The organism is Streptomyces sp. SN-593, from assembly GCF_016756395.1.
GTDB lineage: Bacteria > Actinomycetota > Actinomycetes > Streptomycetales > Streptomycetaceae > Actinacidiphila > Actinacidiphila reveromycinica.
In genome coordinates this window covers 8810732-8833490 of the sequence record NZ_AP018365.1, presented here as the reverse complement: position 1 = coordinate 8833490, position 22759 = coordinate 8810732, and the positions used below count along the sequence as shown (strand labels likewise).

At 72.8% G+C, this 22759-nt stretch carries 18 protein-coding genes and 1 pseudogene; 9 read left to right on the top strand and 10 right to left on the bottom strand.

Going from position 1 to position 22759, the window contains the following annotated elements; all coding sequences use genetic code 11:
* From RVR_RS36430 to RVR_RS38440, 3 genes and pseudogenes are all read left to right on the top strand, one after another.
* Nucleotides 1-701: TniB family NTP-binding protein (locus RVR_RS36430; protein ID WP_237405185.1), on the top strand; the 701-nt coding region annotated here is incomplete at its 5' end.
* Nucleotides 698-1165, top strand: a pseudogene (locus RVR_RS38445) (TniQ family protein); the annotation flags it as partial. The gene RVR_RS36430 and the pseudogene RVR_RS38445, both read left to right, overlap by 4 nt.
* 44 nt (nt 1166-1209) lie before the next feature.
* A complete protein-coding gene (locus RVR_RS38440) occupies nt 1210-1665 on the top strand; it encodes a hypothetical protein (RefSeq protein WP_237405485.1) in 456 nt (151 codons plus the stop codon).
* 222 nt (nt 1666-1887) lie between these two features.
* On the opposite strand, the gene RVR_RS36420 is transcribed toward RVR_RS38440, so the two are convergent.
* Entirely contained in the window at nt 1888-2358 is a 471-nt protein-coding gene (locus RVR_RS36420) for a replication-relaxation family protein (RefSeq protein ID WP_202238265.1), read from the bottom strand.
* A 510-nt stretch (nt 2359-2868) separates the two neighbouring features.
* On the opposite strand from RVR_RS36420, the gene RVR_RS36415 reads away from it, so the two are divergent.
* The 4 genes from RVR_RS36415 to RVR_RS36400 all read left to right on the top strand — a co-directional run bounded on the left by RVR_RS36415 (nt 2869) and on the right by RVR_RS36400 (nt 8158).
* Entirely contained in the window at nt 2869-3873 is a 1005-nt protein-coding gene (locus tag RVR_RS36415) for a cucumopine synthase-related protein (protein ID WP_202238264.1), read from the top strand.
* 12 nt (nt 3874-3885) lie between these two features.
* Complete coding sequence (locus RVR_RS36410) at nt 3886-5517, top strand: FAD-binding oxidoreductase (protein WP_202238263.1); 1632 nt, start codon at nt 3886-3888, stop codon at nt 5515-5517.
* 207 nt (nt 5518-5724) lie between these two features.
* Nucleotides 5725-6864 carry a hypothetical protein gene (locus RVR_RS36405; RefSeq protein ID WP_202238262.1) on the top strand — a complete coding sequence of 380 codons (1140 nt, stop codon included), beginning with the start codon at nt 5725-5727 and terminating at the stop codon, nt 6862-6864.
* A 472-nt stretch (nt 6865-7336) separates the two neighbouring features.
* Nucleotides 7337-8158: a hypothetical protein gene (locus RVR_RS36400; protein WP_430393208.1), complete on the top strand. Its 822-nt coding sequence runs from the start codon at nt 7337-7339 to the stop codon at nt 8156-8158.
* Nucleotides 8159-8179: 21 nt separating this feature from the next.
* On the opposite strand, the gene tpg is transcribed toward RVR_RS36400, so the two are convergent.
* Both tpg and tap read right to left on the bottom strand, forming a co-directional pair.
* Nucleotides 8180-8728 carry a telomere-protecting terminal protein Tpg gene (tpg, locus tag RVR_RS36395; RefSeq protein WP_202239686.1) on the bottom strand — a complete coding sequence of 183 codons (549 nt, stop codon included), beginning with the start codon at nt 8726-8728 and terminating at the stop codon, nt 8180-8182.
* Nucleotides 8729-8740: 12 nt separating this feature from the next.
* Nucleotides 8741-11029 (bottom strand): telomere-associated protein Tap, encoded by a 2289-nt coding sequence (gene tap, locus RVR_RS36390; RefSeq protein ID WP_202238261.1) that lies wholly within the window; start codon nt 11027-11029, stop codon nt 8741-8743.
* 414 nt (nt 11030-11443) lie between these two features.
* Here tap and RVR_RS36385 point away from each other — a divergent pair, with 414 nt between their 5' ends.
* The gene (locus tag RVR_RS36385) at nt 11444-12736 is read left to right on the top strand and encodes an alpha/beta fold hydrolase (protein WP_237405182.1); all 1293 of its coding nucleotides are present in this window, start codon (nt 11444-11446) and stop codon (nt 12734-12736) included.
* Nucleotides 12737-13241: 505 nt separating this feature from the next.
* Nucleotides 13242-14804: an FAD-dependent monooxygenase gene (locus RVR_RS36380; RefSeq protein ID WP_202238260.1), complete on the top strand. Its 1563-nt coding sequence runs from the start codon at nt 13242-13244 to the stop codon at nt 14802-14804.
* 169 nt (nt 14805-14973) lie between these two features.
* Here RVR_RS36380 and RVR_RS36375 read toward each other — a convergent pair whose 3' ends face one another.
* The 7 genes from RVR_RS36375 to RVR_RS36345 all read right to left on the bottom strand — a co-directional run bounded on the left by RVR_RS36375 (nt 14974) and on the right by RVR_RS36345 (nt 22513).
* Complete coding sequence (locus tag RVR_RS36375) at nt 14974-15924, bottom strand: sugar phosphate isomerase/epimerase family protein (protein WP_202238259.1); 951 nt, start codon at nt 15922-15924, stop codon at nt 14974-14976.
* Complete coding sequence (locus RVR_RS36370; protein ID WP_202238258.1) at nt 15921-17015, bottom strand: sugar phosphate isomerase/epimerase family protein; 1095 nt, start codon at nt 17013-17015, stop codon at nt 15921-15923. The genes RVR_RS36375 and RVR_RS36370 overlap by 4 nt, the downstream gene beginning before the upstream one ends.
* A 69-nt stretch (nt 17016-17084) precedes the next feature.
* Complete coding sequence (locus RVR_RS36365; protein ID WP_202238257.1) at nt 17085-17873, bottom strand: ATP-binding cassette domain-containing protein; 789 nt, start codon at nt 17871-17873, stop codon at nt 17085-17087.
* Nucleotides 17870-18856 (bottom strand): ABC transporter ATP-binding protein, encoded by a 987-nt coding sequence (locus tag RVR_RS36360; protein WP_202238256.1) that lies wholly within the window; start codon nt 18854-18856, stop codon nt 17870-17872. The genes RVR_RS36365 and RVR_RS36360 overlap by 4 nt, the downstream gene beginning before the upstream one ends.
* The gene (locus RVR_RS36355) at nt 18853-19878 is read right to left on the bottom strand and encodes an ABC transporter permease (RefSeq protein ID WP_202238255.1); all 1026 of its coding nucleotides are present in this window, start codon (nt 19876-19878) and stop codon (nt 18853-18855) included. The genes RVR_RS36360 and RVR_RS36355 overlap by 4 nt, the downstream gene beginning before the upstream one ends.
* Nucleotides 19875-20912 (bottom strand): ABC transporter permease, encoded by a 1038-nt coding sequence (locus RVR_RS36350; protein ID WP_202238254.1) that lies wholly within the window; start codon nt 20910-20912, stop codon nt 19875-19877. Before RVR_RS36350 ends, RVR_RS36355 begins: the two co-directional genes overlap by 4 nt.
* Entirely contained in the window at nt 20912-22513 is a 1602-nt protein-coding gene (locus RVR_RS36345) for an ABC transporter substrate-binding protein (protein WP_202238253.1), read from the bottom strand. Before RVR_RS36345 ends, RVR_RS36350 begins: the two co-directional genes overlap by 1 nt.
* Nucleotides 22514-22759: the final 246 nt, after the last annotated feature.

Here is a 22759-nt window from a genome sequence, read left to right as displayed (position 1 = left end):
GAGTCGACACGGTGCCGGTCGCCTACGTCCTGGTGCCGCCCGCCGCCACCGCCAAATCCCTGGGCGCAGAGTTCGCCCGTTACCTCGGCATCCCCGTCACCACCCGCATGACCACCGCCCAGATCACCACCGCGGTCTGCCACACCTACACCGCCGCCGGCGTGAAACTCGTCCTGCTCGACGAGATCCACCGCCTCAACCCCCGCACCACCAGCGGCGCCGAAGCCGCCGACTGGCTCAAGGACATCACCGAACGCGTCGGGGCGACGTTCGTCTACGCCGGGATCGACGTCACCGGCACCGCCCTGTTCAGCGGGGTCCGCGGCGCGCAGCTCGCCGGACGCGCCTCCCTGATCGACTGCGGGGTCCTGCCCGCCCGCCACGCGGGCAGCGAACCTTTCCGCGACCTGATCGCCGCCATGGAAAACGCCCTCGATCTGCACGCGCACCGGCCCGGCAGCCTGCCCCGCCTGGCTCCCTATCTTCACGAGCGCACCGCAGGCCGCATCGGCAGCCTCGCCCGCCTCATCCGCCAGGCCGCCATCGAAGCCCTCCTGAACGGCACCGAGAAGATCACCCGGACCAGCCTGGACTCCATCGCGGCGGACCACCTCGCCGAAGAGCACTACCGCCCCCGCACCCCCACCCGCCGCCGCACCAACACCGGCCACCCGCCCGGCCGCGGTCCACGTCCCGCGTGAACCGCGCCGTCACCACGCCGACGACGGCACCGATCCCTGCCGGAGCCGCCTGGGCTCGACCGGCCGCGCCAGGCCCGGGGGTCTTCCGCGTGCGCCCGCTGCCCGGCGAGGCCACCGCCTCTTACACCACCCGCCTCGCAGCCGCTTACCGGCTGCCCCTGCCCCACCTGCTCGACGGCCTCGGCATCCACCTCAATCCCGGACCGGGCAGCACCAACGGCGCCGCTCCCACCGCCGAACTCCACCTCAACCTCCCAGCCGCAGCCCGCCTCGCCGCACACGCCCGCACCCCCCAACCGCACCTGCTGCGCGCCCTACCCCGACTCGCCCCGGGCCCACACGAACGCCCCGCCCCCACCAGCCACACCCCGGCGGGCCCGCCCGCCGCACACTGGCAGCCCCTGGAACCAGCGCACCGCCCCGTGCGCGCCTGCACTGCCTGCGTACTCCACCGCAGCCGCGGCACCAGCACCGCCTGGATCCACCCGCCCGACCACACCCCAGCCCTGTGCACCCGCCACCAGCAGGCCGCCGACGACCCCGGCACACCGCACCGCTCGACATCGCCGCCCTACCAGAACTCACCCGCGCCCACCACCAGCACCGCCGCGCGGCCCGCCACCCCGCCTTCACCACCGCACTGACCTGGGCCGCCACCATCACCACCCGCTGGTACGACCACCACCAACACCTCACCGACCGATGGCACACCCGCCTGACCCGGCTCACCACCACCAACCCCCACACCCAACACGGCCCGGCATCCCCCACCCTGACCTGCCGAACCCTGATCACCTACCCCGAAACCCTCACCCTCGCCGCCACCCTCACCCGCATCCCCCCACACGGCCTCACCCCCAACGCCCAGGCCCGCTTCCTCCACCACCTCGCCGACCAACTGGAGATAAACCACCTCACACCCGCCACCCACGACCCCCTCTGGACCCGCATCCACACACGCTGACCCCGCACCTCCCTCAAGGAACCCAGAGAGCAACTGCGCAAAATCAAGCCTCCACCCAGAACACCTGCACACACCTGAAAAGCCCAGCTCAAACCCCATCCCCAGCGAGCGCCTACCCCCACCCAAACACCACCGGACCACACCCCGACCCCGCTCGCCCACCCGAGACAACTGCACAACCCCAGCACAACCAAGATCAAAAACACCATGATCACCGGCCCGTCACAGCGTGCCGCCGCGGACGAACGCGGTGACGGTCTCGTTGACAGCCATCGCGTGCTTCGCCCCGCCCCGGGCCACTCCGCGGGCCAGGCCGCCGTCGACGCCTTCCTCCATGACCGTGTCGGCGTAGTCCAGGCCGGCCGCCCTCAGCCGCCACAGCTTCTGCGCCGCAGGCCCCGCCCGACCCGGGGTCCCGATCCGGCCCCGAGGCCCGGCGGTGTTGCCCTCGGAGACCACCAGACCGTGCTTGCTCAAGTCCAGCAGCGCGTTGCGGATCGGCTTGTTGTCCGTCAGGTGCGGACGGACCAGTCGCATGATCTGCGAGGCGGTAGCGACCTTAAGCACACCCAGCACGGTGATCGCGTCGTCCCGCTCCGGTGACGCCGACCCGTACGGATACAGCACCCGCTTCGACTTCGGCTTCCCCGACTGCTCAGTCTCGGTCTGTCCGGGCTCCTGCGTGTGGCTCACGCCTGCCTCCCCGCTTCCGGTGATCAGGCAGTCCAGCCTCACCCGGCCCACCGACAAAGCAGCCTCAGCACCCGCCTGACGGCCCCGCAGCACCCCCCTGCCCCCGTTCACCCGGCCGACGCACCCAGCGGCGGCCAGCGCCCCACCAGGGCCGCCGGATGGAGCCCGTACGCGCCAGGGAACTCGACGAGTTGCAGATGGTGCGGTCGCACGGAGACGTCGCTTTTCAGGAACGTACGGTGTGGCATCGGGTTCCGACCGGTGGTCGGAACGGGTTCGGGCACGCACGGATGCTCCGCCGACCTCCTTTGCCCAACGACCCGGCGGCGGTCATCGCTGCCGCGGCGGCAACCGGCGAATGCTCCGTCACGCGATGGGGTGACAGAAGCCCTGAACTATTGCGCTCCGTATTTTTTTGACTACGCTGAGTAATCATCGACGGGCATCCGGAGGACCCCGGGCGCTCCTCCGCACCACTCACCACGGCAGCAGAAAGAAGGGCGGGTCTCCATGAGCCGACAGATGAAAATCAGCCTGAGCGGCACGGATCTCCACATCACTGCGGACCTCCTCGACGATGTGAACCGTCAGGCGTGCGACGTCCTGTGGGGCAATCTGCCCTACCGCAGCGTCCTGCTGCACACGGTGGTCGCCGGCAGCAACATGCACAGCTTCGTCCCCACCACGGCTCCCTTCTACGACCACGCCCCCACCCTGCGCCGCCGACTGGAGTGCGAACCGGGCACGATCTTCTCGCCCTATCCCCGGTGCCTGTTCGTCAAGTACGGCCCGGACTCCGAGGACCACCAGTTCCCACCCGTGGCCCGGGTGACAGAGGACTCCCTTCCCGCCATGCGGGAGATGGGGCGGCTGAGCTGGCAGGCGGTCTACCACAGCAAGGAGATCCGACAGATCGTCGTGGAACGGGCCGGACAACCGTCCGGTGCCGTGCCGTCGGTCTCCAGCAGGCTCCCGTCGGCGGACCGCTTCGGCGAGCCGGACCTGCGGCAGCTTGCCGCCGACATGACCGCCGCGATCGACGACATGTGGCTCACGCCACCTGCGGAGTTGACGGACCTCTACAGCGGCGACCACAGTGCCCGCACCGGACTGGGCAGCTACGGCCAGTACTTCTCGACGCTGTTCTTCGTCGAAGGCGAGATCAGCCGGCTGTCCAACATCGCCAACATCGGCAGTATCGACATCATGCTGCGACTGTGCCGCAGCGGGGAACTGCCCCTGCCGGCACTCAAGACCGCCACCAGCATGCTCTGCGACGTATCGGTCCGCTACCTGGCCATGTGCGGACAGCAAACCATCAGCGACTTCTTCCAGCGCCTGGTCAGGCACTTCGACGCCATCACCACACCGGAGGAGTACTTCGACCTCTTCTCCCTGTTCAGCCTGTACGCCTACCGGCTCCACTCGTGGAACATGCTGCTCTTCCCCTGGAAGGCCGGCCAGGAGACCCACGCCTACCAACCGCCGGCCCCCGCCGGTGCCGCGAGCCGATAGGAGCACGGTCCGATGACCCTGACGGCCGAGGCCCTCGACCTCGCGATCACACACTGGCGGACCGTCCTGGGACCGAAGGCGGTGATCACCGATCCGGATCGCCTGCGCACGCGCCGGCTCAACACCTCCGAATACCCGGAACGCGAACTGTACGCGCTCCTGCGGCCCGGCTCGCTGGACGACGTGCGGCAGATCATCGCTGTCGCGCGTGCGACGGGTGCGCCCCTTCATCCGGTGAGTTCGGGCAGGAACTGGGGCTTCGGCTCGGCCTTGCCGGTCCGCGGACCGGTCGCTCTGGTCGACCTCGCCGGGATGAACTCGATCATCGGCGTCGACGAGTCCCTGCACTACGCCGTCATCGAACCCGGCGTACTCCAAGGACAGCTCTCCGACCACCTGATCGCGCACGGCAGCCGACTCAAGCTCAACGTCACCGGTTCCGGGCGGGACACCAGCATCGTCGGCAACGCACTGGACCGGGGAGCCGGGAACCTCGGCCCCCGTATCGACGACGTCCTCGGCCTCGAAGCCGTCCTCGGCAACGGCAGTGTCGTACGCACCGGCCTGTGGCACCTCTCCGACGATCCCCCGCACGGCCACTACTATCCGCCCGGGATCGGCCCAGACCTGCGAGGACTGTTCGTCCAGTCGAGCTTCGGCATCGTGACCAAAATGATCGTCCGGCTTCATCGGTTGACCGAACTCCTCGAGATCACCTGCGAAGCGACCGAGCCTCAACTACCGGGCTTCATCGACGCGTTGCGACTGGCACACGACGACGCCGTCCTGAACGGCAACATCCGGATCACCGACGGAACCGACCAGAACATCCGCTTCTTCCACGCCTCCGGCGATTCCCGATGGAGGGCCCAGACCACCGTGCGCGGAACCCGCGCCATGCGCGCCGAGGCCGAACGCGAACTGATCAGACGCCTCACCCCTCTGGTCCACCGCGTCGAATGCTTCGACACCGAACGCGACCGCGCCAAGGCCCGTACCGCCGAAGAACAGCACTACCTCCAGGCACGGCTCAACCTCGCCAACGGCATCCCCTCCGACCGCTCCCTCAAGACCATCGCCGCCAGCAGCGGCCGTCCCGTATCCGCCGAGGGCGAAAGGCGGCTCGCCCCCGACCTCGACCAGGACCGGGAACTGCCGGGCTTCCTGTGCGCCAACGTCGCCCTGCCCTTCACCGGAGAACACGTCGCCCGGTGCGCCGCAACGGTCGCGTCGGCCGCCCGCCAGGCGAACGTCCAGGTCTCCCGCTCCTTCGCGATGCTCGCCCCCACCGCCGCCTCCGGTTTCTTCCCCCTCTACTTCGACCGCCGGGACACCACCCAGGTCGAACGCGCCCACTCCTTCAAGGAACAGGTCCTGCGCTCTCTCGAGGACATCCACATCTACCCGATGCGCATGGACATCGACGGAATGACACCGTTCCTCGACCGACATCCCAGCGACTTCTGGGACACCACGGCAGCCCTCAAAGCGACGCTCGATCCGCAGGGCGTCATCTCGCCCGGCCGATACTCCCCCGCCCCCGCCCCCACGCCCACCCTCGACACCGACACCGACCCTCCCGTTTTCCAGACTCTGCTCATCCCGGACACCGTCGGCACGAACCAGGACGACCCCCAGCCCTGAAATGCAGGCGGAGATCGCTTTATAGCGGCGACAGCTCCGGCGTCGGCTGCTCCCCCCGGCTCCCGACAGCCAGGACGGAAAGGTCCGGGTCGTTGTTGCCGACGACGGCATCCAGCGCGACGGCTTTCACGGGGGCTCTGACGTGCCGGGGGCGGGCGGGGAGCAACGCTTTGCTCTCGGGGGCTCGCATGGGCCAGGATCCCGCCTGTGATCTTCGCCATGTTCCTGTTCCTGATATTCGCCCTGGCCGCCGTCGTCCGTACACGGGAGAGATGGATTCGGCTGCTGCGTACGAGCAGTGTGTGGGGGCCGCTTCGGTTCCTTCGTCCTGACGCGCTGTGGGCGCGGTACCGGTTCGATCCCACCGCGTATGGCCTGCCGAGGCGTGACGAGTTGGACACGGGCCGGTCAGGGCCGGCTCTGCCGGGGTACCGGGTCAGGGAGATCCAGGCGCTCGCCGACGCGACGCGCCACGGCGACTGGCAGGCAGCGGCCTCGTACGTCGAGGCGGCCGGTCAGGACTGGGACACCAGGTGGTCGCGGACCGAACTGCTGGAGCAGATCGCCCGCCCCGACAGTTCCTGGGTCGACGCCTGGCGCCGGGAAAGGCCGGACGACTGCGACGCGGCCACGTTGCATGCTCTGGTCCTCGTCCACCGGGCCTGGGCCATCCGCGGCAGTGGGTACGCGAACACGGTCCCGCCGGCGCGCATGGCACAGTTCGGGGCCCTGCTGCCGGAGGCCATCGACGCGGCGCGTGAGGCAGCGGCACTGGCGCCGCAGAACCCGGGCCCGTGGGTCGTCATGATCACCGCGGCCCGCGGCGCGCGGTACTCACCGTACCGGTTCCAGCAGTTGTGGACCGAACTCGTCGCCAGGGCGCCGCACCACTACGACGGGCACTGGCAGGCGCTGCAGTTCTGGTGCGCCAAGTGGGCCGGATCGGACGCCGAAATGCTCAGCTTCGCCCGGAAGGCCGTGCGCAACGCCCCCGAGGGCAGCCCTCTCGCTGCCATGTATCTGTTCGCCCTGCAAGAGCTCGAGGCACGCGAGGGCAAGAGGGCACCCTCCAAGGACAGCAAGGCCCTGCTCCAGCAGGTCGCCGATTCCCTGCGTTCGGTCCGCGCCGACGACGAACGGCTCCCGCGGCTGCGCCACCTCCTCGCCTACCACCTGGGCAGGGCGGACCTCCACGACGCCGCGCTGGAGCAGTTCCGGCTGATCGGCCTGTGGTGCGGCGCCGAGCCGTGGATCGAGGACCCGAACCCCGCGATGTCGTTCGACCTGGCCCGCACGCGGGCCGCGAGGAAGTCCGCAGGCCCCCGTCAGGCGACGCGACAGCGGTAGCCCGGAGAACGCGCGCGCAGCAGGTGGCTTCTGTCGGGCTCCTCGAAGGACGCGCGGTCGGTGCCCTTACGGATGTCGTGGTCCGTGCCTCTGCTTCGCGCCGCTGCGGTTCACGGCACGTGGTGCGGAGGGTGGCGGTCTGGTGTGGCGACGCAGGTGCAGCGCGCCAGCCCCATCCGGGGATGCGGTGGGTCCTTCGGCGTAGGGGAGGCACAATGTGCGGGGAGTAAGGGGCGAAGGGGAGTGCGCGTGGACGTGTTCGCGTGTGCCGGGTGCGGCACGGAGCTGACGGCGCCGGTGTCCCGAGTGGCTCTCCCGGTCCACACCCACCACGGGGGATGGGAGGAACTTCATCCTCCTTTGATGGAGCCCGCGACGTACGCCGTCGATCCCCGACCCACGGGTCCGCCCGTGGCGGTCGTGGGAGGACGTCGGAGAGGACACGGCCGCCCGGCAGGGCGTGTACGCACCGGTGCGCTCCGTCTCCTTCGGCGCGCGGAACAGGATCGTCATCGCCCCGGGCGACTCCCGGTCGCTGGCCCTGATACCCGAGAAGTGCGAGGGCTACTGCCAGGGGGTTGACGGCCGGGCCGGCCCCAACCTGGCGTGCGAGGGGTGCGGGCGGGCCGTGGCGACCCGCATGGACGACTGCGGACTGTGGCAGACGGTGTGGCTGGATCCCGGCGCGGTCGTACGCCGCCCCCCGGGGCTCCCCGCCGGTCCGCCTCCCGACTGGGACGAGCTGGAGCGCGCCGAGCACCGCGTCCCGCCCGTCGAACCCGACGGGTCGTGGAGCCGCCGCTGGGAGGCGGCGGTCGGCGTCGCACTGGCCCACCTCGTGGTGGCCACCGAGGACCGCCCCGTGACCCTTCCCGCCGGTCCCGTCGCGGAGTTGCTCGGCCCCGCCGTCGGCCGGTACCTGCCCTCCGGGCCCGACGCCCGTACGGTGGGGCTGGCCGGCCCGGGAATCCGCACGCCCCGGCCCCGTCCCGACGTCCTCCTCGTCCCCTGCCACCCCCTCACGGGCGGACCGTGGCGCCCGCCTGGTGACGACGCGGCCGTCGTGCCGCTGGACAGCGGGGTATGGGCGTACCTCGCCCGCCCGGGGGAGACGTCGCCGATGCCCGCGACGGGGGTGCTTCCGGACGGTGTCCTGCGCGACGACTACCCCCTGCCACCGTGCCCCCGGCGCCCGCTGGCGCCCCACCACCGCGCCTTCGTGTGCACCTTGGTCGGGCTGCCCGCCATACGCGCGCCCCGGCTGCGCAGATACCACGACGCGTGCCGAACATGAACAACGGCGCGCCGTGGGGCGTCAGAAGTCGAGTTCCACGTAGTCGATGTCCGTGAACTCCACCTCCAGGCCCGCCGCGCGGCGGCCGCGGTCCTTGAAGTAGATCTCCTGGAGGCCCTCCGCCGCGATGGTCTGGAGCTGCTGCTCGCCGGCGCCGGCGGCCTGCGCGTCGAACAGCCGGGCCGCGTAGGCCGGTGGCAGGTGCTGGGTGATGCGCCGCATCCGGGAGTCGTCCGTCGAACCGGGCGCGGCGGTGTATCCGAACCGCGCACGGGTCTCGATCACGATCCCGGTCGCGGTGGAGGCCCGCTTCCTCGCCCGCTGCTGGACGCGGGGCTGCCAGTCGCGGCGCACCTCGCGCTCCAGACGGGCCGCCAGCTCCGCGCGGGGGCGGCGCAGCGTGCCCTTGAGGTAGCGCTCCACCGTGCGCCGGGTGATTCCGAGCCGGGTCGCGACCGCGCGGGTGGAGCCCTTCTCCGCCTTGAGCAGGAACCGCATCCGCGCCTGCGCGGACTTCGGGATCGGGCGCGTCGCGGTACCCGCGGCGGCCCGGGCCAGCGCGTCTTCCATCTCTCCCACGGTCTACTCCCCGTCGTCCGCGGCGCCGTCGCCCTTGATGTGCCGGGCCGGGTTGTGCCGGGCCTCCATCAGCTCCACCGCCCAGAACAGTTCCCTGGTGCCCTCGTGCTTGACCATGCCGGGCGAGACCCCGAGGCGGAACGTGCCCGGCGCCGGCTTGCCGGCCGCGTCGTACGGCAGGACGTCCAACGGCGAGGGCCCGGCGGCCGGATAGACCACGCAGTCCGACAGCAGCGCGATCGGCAGCAGCGCGTCCTCACCGAACGCCACCGCACCGGACGGCGCGGGGCCGGTCTGCGTCGCCAACGCGGTCTTCAGCAGCTTGCGGTGCATGTTGATCCGCGCCGCCGAGATCACTGCGGCGCGGATGTCCGGGCGCCACGTGGGCCGTTCCAGCGCCGGCCACCGCTCGCCCGGACGGTACTTCGCGCCCTGCGGCCGCTCGCGCAGCTTGCCGATGCCGCCTTTGACCGTCGACTTGATCGCCGACAGCACCGCCGCCATACCAGGGTCGCCGGCCTTGTGGCTCTCCATCGCGTCGAGGAACGCGGTCGGCGACAGGCCGGCGCCCACCCCAAGGTCCGCCATCGTCTGCTTGTACGCCTCCGCCAGGTGCTTGTACCAGGGGTCCAGATACGGTCCGGCCGCGCGCCGCACGTAGGCCACGATCGGGCGGAGCTCCACCGGCAGGCGGTAGGTGTCGATCAGCTCCTGCGCGTAGGCCACGGTCGGCGTGGCGTACCAGGCCGGGCCCTCCGGACGGCGCCCGTGCGGCGTGAACGGCGACGGGAGCCGCGGGTCCAGCTCCAGGCCGGACAGGTCCACCAGCCACGAACCGGGCACCGTCTTGTCGAACCGCGGTGTCTTCACGCACTCCGGGCCGCACAGACCGACCACCAGGCGGTTCGCGGCGGCGAGGAACGCGGTGTTCACGTCCACGCCCACCGCGTACGGGCGGGCGCACTCGGCATCGGTGAGCAGTTCGGTGGGGCGGATCCAGTCGAACGCCTCCTCGTCGAGGACCTCCGCCGGGGTCCGCTGGTGGGTGCGCGCGAACAGGCCGTGCACCACGGGGTGTTCGTCCGGGGCCTCCGGCGGCGCCGGGTCGACCGCCGCGGTGAGCGACCCGGGTACCGGCCCGGACACCCACGTCCCGGTCGCGTCGTCCAGCACCGCCCGCGTCGGCGGCCGCAACGCCGTCATCAGCTCCAGTCCCGCCACCGCGGTGGACCCGCGCGGGGTCAGCACCCTGGCGGCGTAGGCGGTCAGCACCCGCGCGAGCTCCGCCGGCGCAAGCCGGTCGGCGTCGCCCCACGCGCGGGTGTCCAACGCGCCCCACGGCAGGACCGCGAGCTGCACGCAACTGCGCTGCTGCCCCTGCGCCGGACGGTAGACCCGGGCCCATGGGCCGAACCCCCGCTTCGTCAACTGCCACTTCGCCTTCGAGATCTGCCTGACCACCTTGTGGTTCTCCGGCAGCCGCATGGAGCGCCGGTCCTCCAGGTGCCCTGGCAGGCCGAGCCGGTCGGCGGCCGCGGCCGTCACGACGATCAGCGGGTCCGCGTCCTTGCCCGAGCGGTGCAGCCGCGACAGGCCAAGCCTCGCCTCGGCGAGCGTCCACTCCACCAACTCCGGTACCGACCTGGCGGGGCACTCCAGCACCAGGCCGCCCGCGCAGTACAGCGAGCCGTCACCGTCCAGCACGCCGAGCGGACCGTGCGCGAACCGCGGGTCCACCGCCGCCGGCCCGGCCGGGGCGGGCGCGGGCCCGGCGCCCGTCCTGCGCGCGGCAGTGCGAGGTGACGTCCGAGGGCTCCCGGGGGCAGCCGCCGCACGCGGCTCCGCGCTCGCCTTGGGTGCCGATGTCGAAGCCGGTGCCGGTGCCGGTGCCGGGGACGACTCCGGCGCGGACGGCGGGGTGGCCCGGCCGCCGGGATCATGCGGCGCCGCGGGCGACGGCTGCTGCGGGGACGGCGCCGCCGCCGGCTCCGGAGCGGGGAACCGCGCGGCCAGCCCCTCCAACAGCCGGGCGTACGCGGCCCGTTGAGGCGCGCGCGGCTCGGTGCGACCTGCCTCCCAGTTCCCCACGGCCTCGCGGCGCGTGCCGAGCGCGGTGGCGATCTGGGTCTGGCTCAGGCCCGCGGCCTCCCGCAGCCGCCGACGCTCGGCAGGCGGCGGCAGTTCGTCGGTCGGGACCTGTTCCAGCAGTGCGTCCACAGCACCGAACAGCTCGTTCTCAGTGGCCACCGGCTCACCTCCGAGTCGCACGCTAGCAGGAATCGCACACGCCATCGCTCACGAATCGCGCACGCGCGAGAGGAATCACCGGCAGGGGCCCGCATGCCGCGTCACGGCGCCGCGCCGGGGACACGAACCGGGCCGGGGCACACGGATCGGGTTGGGCACGGGGGCGGGTACGGCGCGCGGGCTGGGCCTTGTGCTCACCTCCGGGACCTCCCGGGCGCCGGGACGTCCCGGGCGGGCTGCGGGGTCGGCCGCGAAAACTACGGACGGGGGACGGCGGCGGGGGCATGTGGTGGGGGTGTTGCGTAGGGGCGTGTCGTGGGAGCGCGGAGCCGGAGGTAGGGTCCGGAGGTGGCTTCCGGCGGGCGCGGGAGGCGGTGTCCGCGCAGGTCAACGCGTGTGCGGGCGGCGCGGTCGCGGGCCGCGGACGTGAACCTGGTCGTGAGGAAAGGGCACCTGCGCATGAGCGGCACCGTCAGTTACACCATCCCCGGCATGCGGGTCGGCGAACGGCTCGTCGAGGTGCCGCTGGACTGGTCCGATCCCGGCCGGGGCACCCTGGAGGTCTTCGTCCGTGACATCGCCGACCCGGCGCGGGCCGGCGAGGACCTGCCCTGCCTGGTCTACCTGCAGGGCGGTCCCGGCGGGAAGGGCCCGCGCCCGCTGGACCGCGGGGGCTGGCTGGGGGTGGCCCTCAAGACGCACCGGGTGGTCCTGCTCGACCAGCGCGGTACCGGTCGCAGCAGCCGGGTGGACGGCCGACGGATGGCCGCGTTCTCCGACGCCGGTGACGCGGCCGACCACCTGGCGTGCTTCCGGGCCGACTCCATCGTCGCGGACCACGAGCACGTGCGGCGGACGGTGTTCGGCGGGCGGCGGTGGTCGACACTGGGGCAGTCGTACGGCGGGTTCCTCACGCTCAGCTACCTCTCCCGGGCCCCCGAGGGGCTGAACGCCTGCTACGTCACCGGAGGGCTTCCCGCGCTGGAGCCGTCGGCGGCGGAGGTGTACCGGCGTACGTACCCGCGGGTGCTGGCGAAGAACGCGCTGCTGCACCGCCGTTACCCGCACCTGGCGGAGAACCTCGCGCGGATCGCGGACCGGCTGTCGGCCGGCGACGTCGTGCTGCCGGACGGCGACGTGCTGACGGTGCGCCGGCTTCAGTCGCTGGGGGTCGATCTCGGGATGAAGCCCGGGCACGAACGGCTGCACTGGCTGCTGGACGAGGCGTGGAGCGGCGAGGAGCTGTCGGCGGCGTTCCTGTACCAGGTCATGGCCAGGACGTCCTACAGCGACAACCCGTTGTACGCCGCGTTGCAGGAGAGCATCTACGGCCACGGTCCGGGGGCGACCGGTTGGGCGGCCGAGGCGGAACGCGCGCGCCACCCGGAGTTCGCCGAGTCCGCGCGGCCGCTGCTGCTCACCGGCGAGATGATCTACCCCTGGATGTTCGAGGAGATCGGGCAACTGCGGCCGTTCCGCACGGCGGTGGACCTGCTCGCGGAGCGCGGGAGCTGGCCGGCGCTGTACGACGTGGAGCGCCTGGCCGCCAACGAGGTGCCCGTCGCCGCCGCCGTCTACCACGACGACATGTACGTCGACGCGGGGTTGCAGCTCGACACCGCGAGCCGGGTGGGGGGTGCGCAGGTGTGGGTGACCAACGAGTACGAGCACGACGGGATCGGCGACGAGCGGGTCTTCACCCGGCTGCGGGAGATGGTGGACGCCACCGGCGGGCCGGTCCGCGGGAACTAGGCCCTGTCCGGCGGATCCTGCCGGGCTCGCGGCGCCCGGCACCGCACCTCCCTGCGTTGTCGAATCATCCATGTACGACCCGGTACGAGGATGTTTCTCCGCCTTGCGATGTACGGCACCGGACGCCGCGAGCTCGACCGGCATGATCCGCCGGACAGGCCCTAGGCACCCCCCGTGGGTCCGTGGGGGCGGGCGCCCGGCGCGGCGTCTCCCCCACGGGCGTGCGCGGTGGGCGCGCGCGGCGGGCCCGCGTGACCGGCGTGTGCGGTCGGCGCGCCCGACCGGTGTCCGTGTCCGTGGTCCGTGGCCGGGCGGGTCCGCCCGAGGTGCGGAAGGTACGGAAGGTGCAGGTGGCAGCGGGATGTTCTTGTGTCGGGCGGTGTCATCACCCCCGTGTGACAGAGCGCCGCGGATCTCAGTACGCTCTCCCCCACCCCGGCCGAGTGGATCACCCCGGCCGGGCCACCGGCAGCGCGCGCTGCCGCCGAAGTGGGGGTTCCCGAGCATGAGTGACCCGATCCTGGTCGTCGGCGCCGGTCCGGTCGGCCTCGCCGCGGCGGGTGAACTGGCGCGGCGCGGCGTGCCGGTCCGCATCGTCGACACACTTCCGGTGCCCACCACCGAGTCGCGCGCCGTCATCGTGCACGCCCGCAGCCTCGAAATGCTCGAACGCGTCGGTGTGCTCGACGACATCGTCGCCTCCGGCATCAAGTCCACCTGCGTCGAGATGCACGCCGGCGGGCGCACCCTCGCCCGCTTCGACCTGGACATCGTGGACAGCGCCCACCCCTACTCGGTGCTGACCGCGCAGACCGAGACCGAACGCGTCCTGACCGAGCACCTGGCCGCGTACGGCGTCGAGGTCGAGCGGGGCGTCTCGCTGACCGGCCTGGAACAGACCGCGAGCGGGGTCCACGCGACCCTGCGCGGCCCCGGCGGCGCGCAGCAGACCGTCGCGGCCTCCTGGCTCGTCGGCGCCGACGGTGCGCGCAGCGAGGTACGGCGGCAGGTCGGCACCGCGCTGGAGGGGTCCTTCCACGGGGAGCGCTTCCTGATGGGCGACGTGCACGCCGCCCACGACTTCGACAAGCGCTCGATGTACACCTTCTTCTCCCCGCACGACGGCCCGTTGATGGTCTTCCCGATGAAGGGCGACCGGATGCGGCTGATCGCCCAGATCCCCACCGCGTCCACGGACGCCGCGAGCCAGGAGTGGCTGCAGCGGATCGCCGACGAGCGGGCCGCGGGCCGGCTCCGGATCCTCGACTCACTGTGGCTGACCTGTTTCGAGGTCCACCACGCGCAGGTTCCGCGGTACCGGTTCGGGCGGGTCTTCCTGGCCGGCGACGCGGCCCACGTGCACAGCCCGGCCGGCGGGCAGGGCATGAACACCGGCCTCCAGGACGCCTTCAACCTCGGGTGGAAACTCGCCGCGGCCCACCAGGGGACGGCGTCGCCGACGCTGCTCGACAGCTACCACGCCGAGCGCCATCCGGTCGCGGCACGCGTCATCGAGTTCAGTACCAGGCTCACGCAGGCCAGCACCCTGGCGAACCCGGTCGCGCAGAAGCTGCGCAACGCGGTCCTGCACACCGTCACCGGGATCGGCCCGGCCCGGCGGGCCCTGGCCGAGGAGACCGAGGAGACCACGCTGGCCTACCGCGACAGCCCGGCGGTCGTACGGTCCACCGCGCACGCGCGTATCCACAGCGGCGACCACCTGCCCGACGTGCCGGACACCGGACTCCGCGAGGCGCTGACGAAGCCGACGGGGCACGTCCTGCTGACCCTCGGCCCCCTTCCGGCGCTGCCGGACCTCCCCGGCGTCCGGCAGGTCCTCGTCGCCGGCACCGCGGCCGCGACCGATGGTTTCGACGCCGTCGTCGCGGACCCGGACCGGCGCGCGGCCGCCCGCTTCGGGCTGGCCTCGGGCCGCGTCATGATCCGGCCGGACGGCTACGTGGGGGCGATCGCCGAGGGGGACGACCCCGCACCGGTCGCCGCCTACCAGGCCCTCACCACCGCCGCGGCCGCCACCGGCAGCGAGGCGGCCGCGGCCCCGGCGTGACCACGCCGGCCCCGGACGCGGCCCCGGCCCCGGCCGCAGCCGCAGCCGCCCGACGTCACCGCGTCGTCCGGTCCCCGCCGGCGGACTCCCCGCGGGCTCCTCCGCACGCGCGGCCGCGGAATCGGTCCGCCCGGCGGTCGCGGCGGGAGACGGGGCAGTGCCGGGCCCCCTATCCGGGGGCCCCGGACGCGGCCAGCCGGCGCAGGCCCGCGGAGCGGCGCCGGTCGAGGTCCGCGGGCGGCGCCGGATCGCGGTGCGGGGCCATGGCCGCGACCGCGGCGAACTCCCCCGCGGTGAGGTCGGGATGCCGTGTGATCCACCCGGGCTCGGCGAACGGCATGTCCAGGGCCGCCCGGTGCAGGTCCAGGACCAGCCGGGGCGCGGCCGGCGCCAGCACCGACAGCACCGCGGGCCAGTCCACCCGGCCCTCCCCCAGCGGACGCATCCGGCGCTCCAGGCCGCGCGGGGTCCAGGCCGTGTCCGCGTCGTCGAGGAACACCGTGTGGGTCCAGTCGGCGACCCGGCCGGCCGCGGCGACCGGGTCCTCCAGCCGGCACAGCACGTTCACCGGGCTGTAGCCGACGCGCAGGCCGTCGTGGCCGACCGCGTCGCGCAGCCGCAGCAGTTCGAACGTGGTCATCTCCTCGTGGGTCTTCAGAACCAGCGGGATGCCGTGGGAGGCGGCCCGTTCGGCGAGCCGGCGGACGACGGGCGCGGCGGCGGCGAGCTGGTCCGCCCAGGTGGGTGCCGTGCGGAAGCGGTCCTCCACGGTGCCGACGGTGAAGTGCAGCGACTCCGCGCCGAGCAGCGCGGCGGCCCGTACCAGGCGGTGCAGGCCCGCCTCCAGGTCGCCGTGGCCGAGGCGGACCGTTTCGGCGGCGCGCTCCGGCCGGGCCGGGTTCACGAAGCCGAGGCCGAGGGCGACCGCGACGCCCTCGGCGGCGAGCGCGGCGCGGGCCGCCGCGAGCGCCCGGTCGTCCAGCCCGGCGTCGAACCACCCGGGGCCGGGCAGGTGGCAGCGCCGCACGCCGAGGGCGCGCAGCGCGCTCAGCATCCCCTCCACCGTCCGCGGGGCGCCGGGCAGGTCGCGCAGGACGATGCCGCGGGGGTCGTCGGTCATGCGCGCACGGCCGGGTCGAGTGCGATGCCGTGGCCCGCGGCGGCGGCGCGGACGTGGTCGAGCGAGGCGTGGACGTAGGCCCAGGCGTCCTCAAGGGCCCAGGAGGAGGCGGCGTACTCGGCGTGTCCGGGGACCTCGCCGGCGGCCACGCGCTCCTCGTGGCGCTGGACCAGGTGGAAGTAGGCGGCCAGTTCGCCCGGGGTGAGGTCGGGGTGGCCGGCGATCCACTCGGGTTCGTACACGGACACGGCGGCGCGCCGGTCGGCGCCGCGGCGCGGCAGGTGCGGGGCACCGCCGTAGTCGCGCACCTCGAGGGAGAGGTTCAGGTCGGGGTTGGCCGCGTGGAGGATCGGCAGGATCGCGGCGATGTCCACGCAGCCGTCGCCGACCGGCCGCATCTGGAACGCCAGCCCGTCCGGCCGGCGGAACAGGGCCGCGTCCTTGATGTGCGTCTGGCGGACGTACGGGGCGATGCGGCGCGCGGCCAGCACGGGGTCCTCGGCGCGCTGCAGGACGTTGGCGGTGTCGAAGGTGATGCCGGTCGTGTCGGGGCCGGCGGTCTCGACGAGGCGGACCAGCTCGAAGGTGGTGATCTCCTCGTGGGTCTCCAGGTTGATGTGGATGCCGAGGTCGCGGGCGATGGGCGCGAGGGTGGTGAGGAAGCGCCCGGTCGCGGCGAGCTGGTCGCTCCAGGGGACGTCGGTGCGGAAACGGTCGTAGGCAAAGCGGCCCTCGTAGGGCTTGATGGTCGCGGTCTCGCCCCACAGCTCGGTGATGCCGATGGCGGCGGCCGCCTCCATCATGCGGCGGAACCCGGCGACGGTGTCGCCGTCGCCGAGGGCGCGCAGTTCGGGCGACTCGGCGGTGTTGTACGGGTTGACCTTCCCGAGGCCGGCTTCGAGGTAGAGGCCCAGTTCGTCGGCGCGTGCGCGCACCTCGGCCAGCTCGGCCGGGTCGAGGGTGGGGCTCAGGTGCAGGACGGTGCGGAAGAACAGTCCGGCGAGGCCGTGCTCGGCGGCGCGTTCGAGTTGCTCCACGGCGGTGTGCTTCGCCGAGTCGGGGAGCTTGAGGGCGTCACTTCCGAGCCGCATGGCGGCTCCTTTCTCGCGGGGCGTCCGCCCCCGGGGTCCCGGGAACGGAAGGGGGTGTCGGCGCGCCGGTCAGACGCGGCCGGGCGCACGGTCGGGATCGGGTACCGCGTCGAGCAGTTGGCGGGTGTAGGGGTGGCGGGGCGCGGTGAAGATCTGCTCCCGGGGGCCCTCCTCGACGATCCGGCCGCTCCTCAGGACGTAGACGCGCGAGCAGAGGTGGTCGACGACGGCGAGGTCGTGGGAGACGAACAGGATGGACAGGCCCAGGCGTTCGCGCATGTCCAGCAGCAGGTTGAGCACCTGGGCCTGCACCGACACGTCGAGCGCGGAGACCGGTTCGTCGCACACGAGCAGCCGTGGCGCGACCGCGAGGGCCCGCGCGAGGGCGATCCGCTGGAGCTGCCCGCCGGAGAAGGACGCGGGATGCCGGTGCTGGTGGGCGGGGTTGATGCCGACCGTCTCCAGGAGTTCGGCGACCTGCTCCCGGCGGGCGGCGGCGGGCAGGTCGCGGCGGTGGACGAGCAGTCCCTCGGCGACGAGCTGGTGGGCGGTCATCCGCGGGTTCAGGCTGCCGGCCGGGTCCTGGTGGACCATCTGCACCTCGCGGCGGTAGCCGCGCAGGGCGGTGCGGCCGAGCGTCAGCAGGTTCCGGCCGTCGAAGGCGAGGGAGCCGGAGTCGGGTTGGACCAGCCGCATGACGCACCGCAGCAGGGTCGACTTCCCCGAGCCGGACTCGCCGACCAGGCCGACGACCTCGCCCTTGTCCACGGTCAGGTCGACGTCGGCGAGCGCCTGGTGGGCGGGGCGGCCGGGGGGCCTGTAGGTCTTGGACAGGCCGTCGACGGCGAGCAGGCTCATGCGGGCGCTCCTTGTGCCGGGCGGGCGGGGGCGGTGACCGGGCAGGCGGCGCGGTGCGCTCCGGTGGGCGGTGCCAGAGTCGGCCTGGTGGTCCGGCAGGCGTCCTCGGCGACGGGGCAACGGGGGTGGAAGACGCACCCGCCGGGGCGCGCGGAGGGGTCGGGCGGGGTGCCGGGCAGCGCGGTCAGCCGGTCCCGGTGGGCGCCGATCCGCGGTACGGCGCCCAGCAGGGCCCGGGTGTAGGGGTGGACCGGAGCCTCGAACAGGGTCCGCACGGGAGCGGACTCGACCACGCGCCCGGAGTACAGCACCTCCACCCGGTCGGCGAACCCGGCCACCACGCCCACGTCGTGGGTGATGAGCAGGACGGCGAGGCCGCGTTCCCGGGAGACGGTGGTCAGCAGGTCCATCACCTGCTGCTGGACGCGCACGTCGAGCGCCGTGGTCGGCTCGTCGGCCAGCAGCAGGGCGGGCTCACAGACCAGCGCCATGGCCAGGGCGACGCGCTGGCGCATGCCGCCGGAGAACTCGTGCGGGTAGGCGCGGGAGCGGCGTGCGGCGTCGGCGACGCCGAGTTCGTCGAGCATGGCGACGGCGCGGCGCCTGGCCTCCTTGCGGGCCACGGACCGGACCAGGAGGGGTTCGGCGACCTGGTCGCCCACCGTCATCAGCGGGTTGAGGGCCGCCAGCGGGTCCTGGGTGACCAGGGCGACGCTGCTGCCACGCAGCCGGGTGAGGTCGCGTTCGGGCAGGCCGAGGAGTTCCCGGCCGTCCAGGCGGATGCTGCCGGTGAGGCGTACGGAGTCGTCGAGTCGGAGCAGCGCCCGGGCGGTGACGGACTTCCCCGATCCCGACTCGCCGACCAGGGCGACCCGTTCTCCGGCGGAGATGCCCAGCGTGATGTCCTCGACGAGGGGGACGGAGCGGCCGTCGGGCGCGGTGGCGGTGATGTGCAGCCCGGTGACCTCCAGCAGGCGGTTCACGACGCGGCCCCCTTGCCCGCGGCCTCTTTGCCCGCGATTCCGGCGTCCGCCGCGGTCGCGGTGCCCGCCGGGCCGCCCGCCTCGGCGGCGCCGGCCGCGGCGGCGCGGGCGCGCAGCGCCGGGTCCGTGCGCAGGTGCAGCATGTCGCCGAGCAGGCCGAAGGCCGCCGTGGTCACGGCGATGGCCAGGCCCGGGAAGAGCGCGGTCCACCAAGCGGTCGAGACGTATCCCCTGGCGCCGTTGACCATCGCGCCCCACTCCGCGGACGGCGGCTGTGCGCCGGCTCCGACGAAGGACAGGGCGCCGATCACCAGCACCGTGTTGCCGATGTCGCCGGCCCACTTGACCCACACCGCGGGCAGCGAGTTGGGCAGCACGTGCCGCGCCATCAGCCGCACCGGCCCGACGCCCAGGGTCCGGGCGCCCTCGACGTAGGGCAGGGCGCTGGTCTCGGCGATGATGCCGCGCAGCAGGCGGGCGGTCATCGGCCAGCCGGTGAGGACCAGGGCGACGATCGCGGACTTCAGGCCCGCGCCGAGGGCGGCGGTGACCGCGAGCGCGAAGATCAGGCCGGGAAAGGCGAGCACCACGTCGGTGAAGCGCATCAGCGCCTCGTCCACGAGGCGCGGGCCGAGGGCGGCGGCGACGGCCACCAGCGTCCCCAGCAACGCGTACCCGGCGACGATCACCACCGAGGACAGCAGGGTGGCGCGGGCCCCGACCACGATCCGCCAGCCGATGTCGCGGCCCTGGTCGTCGGTGCCGAGCCAGTGGGCGCCGCTGGGGGCCTGCCGGGCGAGGTCGATGTGCGAGGAGTACACGTCGGGTGCGAGCAGCGGCCCGACGACGGCGAGCAGCACCAGTACGGTGACGAGCACGACGGTGACGGTGTCGAGCAGCGGGGACGGTCCGGAGCGCAGATGCCGGGCCGCCTTCAGTCCGCGGCGCCGCATCGGCGGCCTGCGGCCGGGCCGCGGTCGGGATTCGGCGGAGGAGGCGGAGGTGAGGATGGCCATGGTCATGCTCCGATCGCGGTGGCACGCACGCGCGGGTCGCGGACGATCTGGATCAGGTCGACGACGAGGCTGGTCGCCACGACGATCACGCCGATGACCAGGACGCCGCCCTCGACGGACACGGTGTCCTTCTGGGCCACCGCGTTGGTGAGGAACGCGCCCAGGCCGCTGCGGCCGAACACGGACTCCACCAGCACCGCGCCGCCGAAGAGGTAGCCGAACTCAATGCCGAGCAGGATGACCACCGGGGTCAGGGCCTGCGGGACGACGTGCCGGCGGATCAGCCGGCGCCGCGGCACCCCGACGGCTCGGGCCACCAGGACGTGTTCGCGGGTGAGCACCCGCAGCAGTTCGGCGCGGGCCACCCGGTAGGTCATGCCGATCTGCGGCACCGCGAGCACCAGGGCGGGCAGGAACAGGTGCTGGACGGCGTCCCAGGCGGCGGCGGGGTTGCCCGCGAGCAGCGAGTCGACCACGGTGGAGCCGGTGACCCGCGGGACGTCGTACCACGCGGACAGCGAGCCGGAGATCGGCAGGACGCCGAGGCGGGAGCCCAGCAGGTACTGGAGCATGAGCGCCAGCCAGAACACCGGCAGCCCGGCGCAGACCACGACCAGCACGCGCCGCACCGCGTCACCGGCGCCCCGGTCGCGCAGCGCGGACAGCGCGGCCAGCGGCACGGCGACGGCCACGCTGATCACCAGCGACGCGACGACGAGTTCCGCGGTCCCGGGCAGCACGTCCCAGACGGCCTTGGCGACCGGCCCCTGGGTGGAGCTGGAGGTCCCGAGGTCGCCGCGGGCGATGCGGCCGAGGTAGCGCAGCCACTGCACCAGCAGGGGGGAGTCCAGTCCGAGCCGCGCGCGGGTGGCGGCCACCTGCGCCGGTGTGGCGCCGGTGCCCGCGACCACCCGGGCCTCGTCACCGGGGACGAGTTTCAGCAGGAAGAACACCACGGTGGCCAGGGTGACCAGGGTCGCGACGGCGCCGAGCAGCCGGCGCAGCACCCACAGCGCCGTGGTGGCGCCGGGCGGCCGCATCAGCTGCCCTGGCCCGAGCCGACCGTGAGGTCCCGCAGGGAGACGCCTCCGGCAGCCGCGGGGATGTCGATGCCGTCGATGTCGGCACGGCCGGCGTAGGTGTTGTCAATGGTGTAGAGCGGCATGGACGCGGCGTCGGAGTCGATGATCTTCTGCGCGTCGGAGTACAGGCCGCAGCGGGTGGTCGCGTCGGTGGTGTCGGCGGCCTTGTCGAGCAGCGCGTCGACCCGGGGGTTGCGGTAGGCGCCCTTGTTCGTGCCGGTCGCGGTCGAGGAGTAGGTGGTGGTCACCATGACGCCGGCGTCGGGGTAGGGCGCGGACTCGGTGAGGAGCATGATGTCGGGGATCTTCGCGGGGTCGTCGAGCATGGTCAGGTAGTCGGCGAACGCGATCGGCTGGAGCTTGAGGGTCACGCCGATCTGCTTGAGGTCGGACTGGAGCAGGGTGGCCTCGCTGGCCTGCTCGGCGAAGGCCGGCTGGTAGCGCATGGTCAGGGTCCTGCTCTTCAGGCCGGACGCGGCCAGGTCCTTCTTCGCGGCGGCGAGGTCCTGGTGGACGGCCGGCAGCGTGGGGCGGCAGGTCATGTTGGTGGGCAGCGGGCCGTCCGCCAGGGTGCCGCGGCCGGCGCGGATGTTCTTCAGGCCGCCGGCGTAGTCGTAGACCGCGCGCAGGGCCTCGCGCAGCGGCTTGTCGGCGAGCGGGCCGTGGGAGGTGTTGAAGTAGATGATGGCCTGGCCGCCGGAGATGTCCTCGGTCTTCAGGCCCGCCTGCTTCAGGTCGGCGGCGAAGTCCGGCGAGACCTGGCCGAGGTCGACGGTGCCGGCCTTCAGTTCGTCCCGGACGGTGGCGAACTCGTCGATGCGGCGCAGGGTGAAGGTGCGCGGGCGGTCGTCCTCGTAGGCCCAGTAGTGGGCGTAGCGGGTGGTGGTGTAGGTCCCGGACGACGCGGACTTCAGGGTGTAGGGGCCCGAGCCGGCGTCGTGGTCCAGCAGGTAGGACTGGCCGCGGTCGGTGCCGGCGTGCTTCTGCACCAGGGCGGAGTTGACGATGTAGACGCGGCTGAGCGCGCCGAGGAACAGCGGGTCGGGCTTCTTCAACCGCACGGTCAGGTGGTGGGCGTCGATGACCTGCGTCGAGGCGTAGCTGCTCATCTGGGCGGCGATGCCGGTCTTGATGTCGCGGTAGCGGTCGAGGCTGTAGGCGACGTCGGTGGCGGTGAGGGGGGTGCCGTCGTGGAAGGTGACGCCGGCGCGCAGGGTGATGGCGACACTGGTCAGGCCCTTGCCGTAGGTGGAGGCGGTGGCGAGGCGGGGGACCATCGTGCCCTTGGTGTCGTAGCCGACGAGGGTGTCGTACAGGAGCTGGTCGACGTTGTCGGTCTGGGCGTAGCTGGACTGCGCGGGGTCGAGGGTCGTGACCTCGTTGCGGTAGGCGTAGACCAGGCTGCTGTTCTTCGCGCCGGTGGAGGCGCTGCCGCCGGTGGTGCTGCCCGCGGTGCAGGCGGTGGCACCGAGCAGGGCCGTGGAGACGACGGTGACGGCCATCCGCCGAGCCCTCGCCGGAGCGGGCGTGGAGGCATGCGACCGCAGGAACGCTGACATGGAAAGGCTCCTCACCTTCGGGACGGGGGTCTCGCAGCGGGCGCCGCGGGGCGCTGTGCGCCTTCGGGGGTGCCGGGGCGGCAACCCGGAATGGCAGGACGGTATACCGTTCCGTGTTAGCGGTTGAACGAGTTCAGGTAAACCTCATGTTAAATAGGCACATCCCCGGCGGACCCTTCCCCGGAATGCGATTCTGGTATACAGATGGGGTCCGAGCGGGGTGCCCGACCGGCAGGCCCCGTACCT

Coding starts and splice junctions, on each gene's coding strand:
- RVR_RS36385 (WP_237405182.1), top strand. CDS start 11,444: ATGAGCGGCACCGTCAGTTACACCATCCCCGGCATGCGGGTCGGCGAA.
- RVR_RS36345 (WP_202238253.1), bottom strand. CDS start 22,513: ATGTCAGCGTTCCTGCGGTCGCATGCCTCCACGCCCGCTCCGGCGAGG.
- RVR_RS36415 (WP_202238264.1), top strand. CDS start 2,869: ATGAGCCGACAGATGAAAATCAGCCTGAGCGGCACGGATCTCCACATC.
- tap (WP_202238261.1), bottom strand. CDS start 11,029: ATGGCGTGTGCGATTCCTGCTAGCGTGCGACTCGGAGGTGAGCCGGTG.
- tpg (WP_202239686.1), bottom strand. CDS start 8,728: ATGGAAGACGCGCTGGCCCGGGCCGCCGCGGGTACCGCGACGCGCCCG.
- RVR_RS36365 (WP_202238257.1), bottom strand. CDS start 17,873: ATGAGCCTGCTCGCCGTCGACGGCCTGTCCAAGACCTACAGGCCCCCC.
- RVR_RS36355 (WP_202238255.1), bottom strand. CDS start 19,878: ATGACCATGGCCATCCTCACCTCCGCCTCCTCCGCCGAATCCCGACCG.
- RVR_RS36350 (WP_202238254.1), bottom strand. CDS start 20,912: ATGCGGCCGCCCGGCGCCACCACGGCGCTGTGGGTGCTGCGCCGGCTG.
- RVR_RS36380 (WP_202238260.1), top strand. CDS start 13,242: ATGAGTGACCCGATCCTGGTCGTCGGCGCCGGTCCGGTCGGCCTCGCC.
- RVR_RS36410 (WP_202238263.1), top strand. CDS start 3,886: ATGACCCTGACGGCCGAGGCCCTCGACCTCGCGATCACACACTGGCGG.
- RVR_RS36375 (WP_202238259.1), bottom strand. CDS start 15,924: ATGACCGACGACCCCCGCGGCATCGTCCTGCGCGACCTGCCCGGCGCC.
- RVR_RS36370 (WP_202238258.1), bottom strand. CDS start 17,015: ATGCGGCTCGGAAGTGACGCCCTCAAGCTCCCCGACTCGGCGAAGCAC.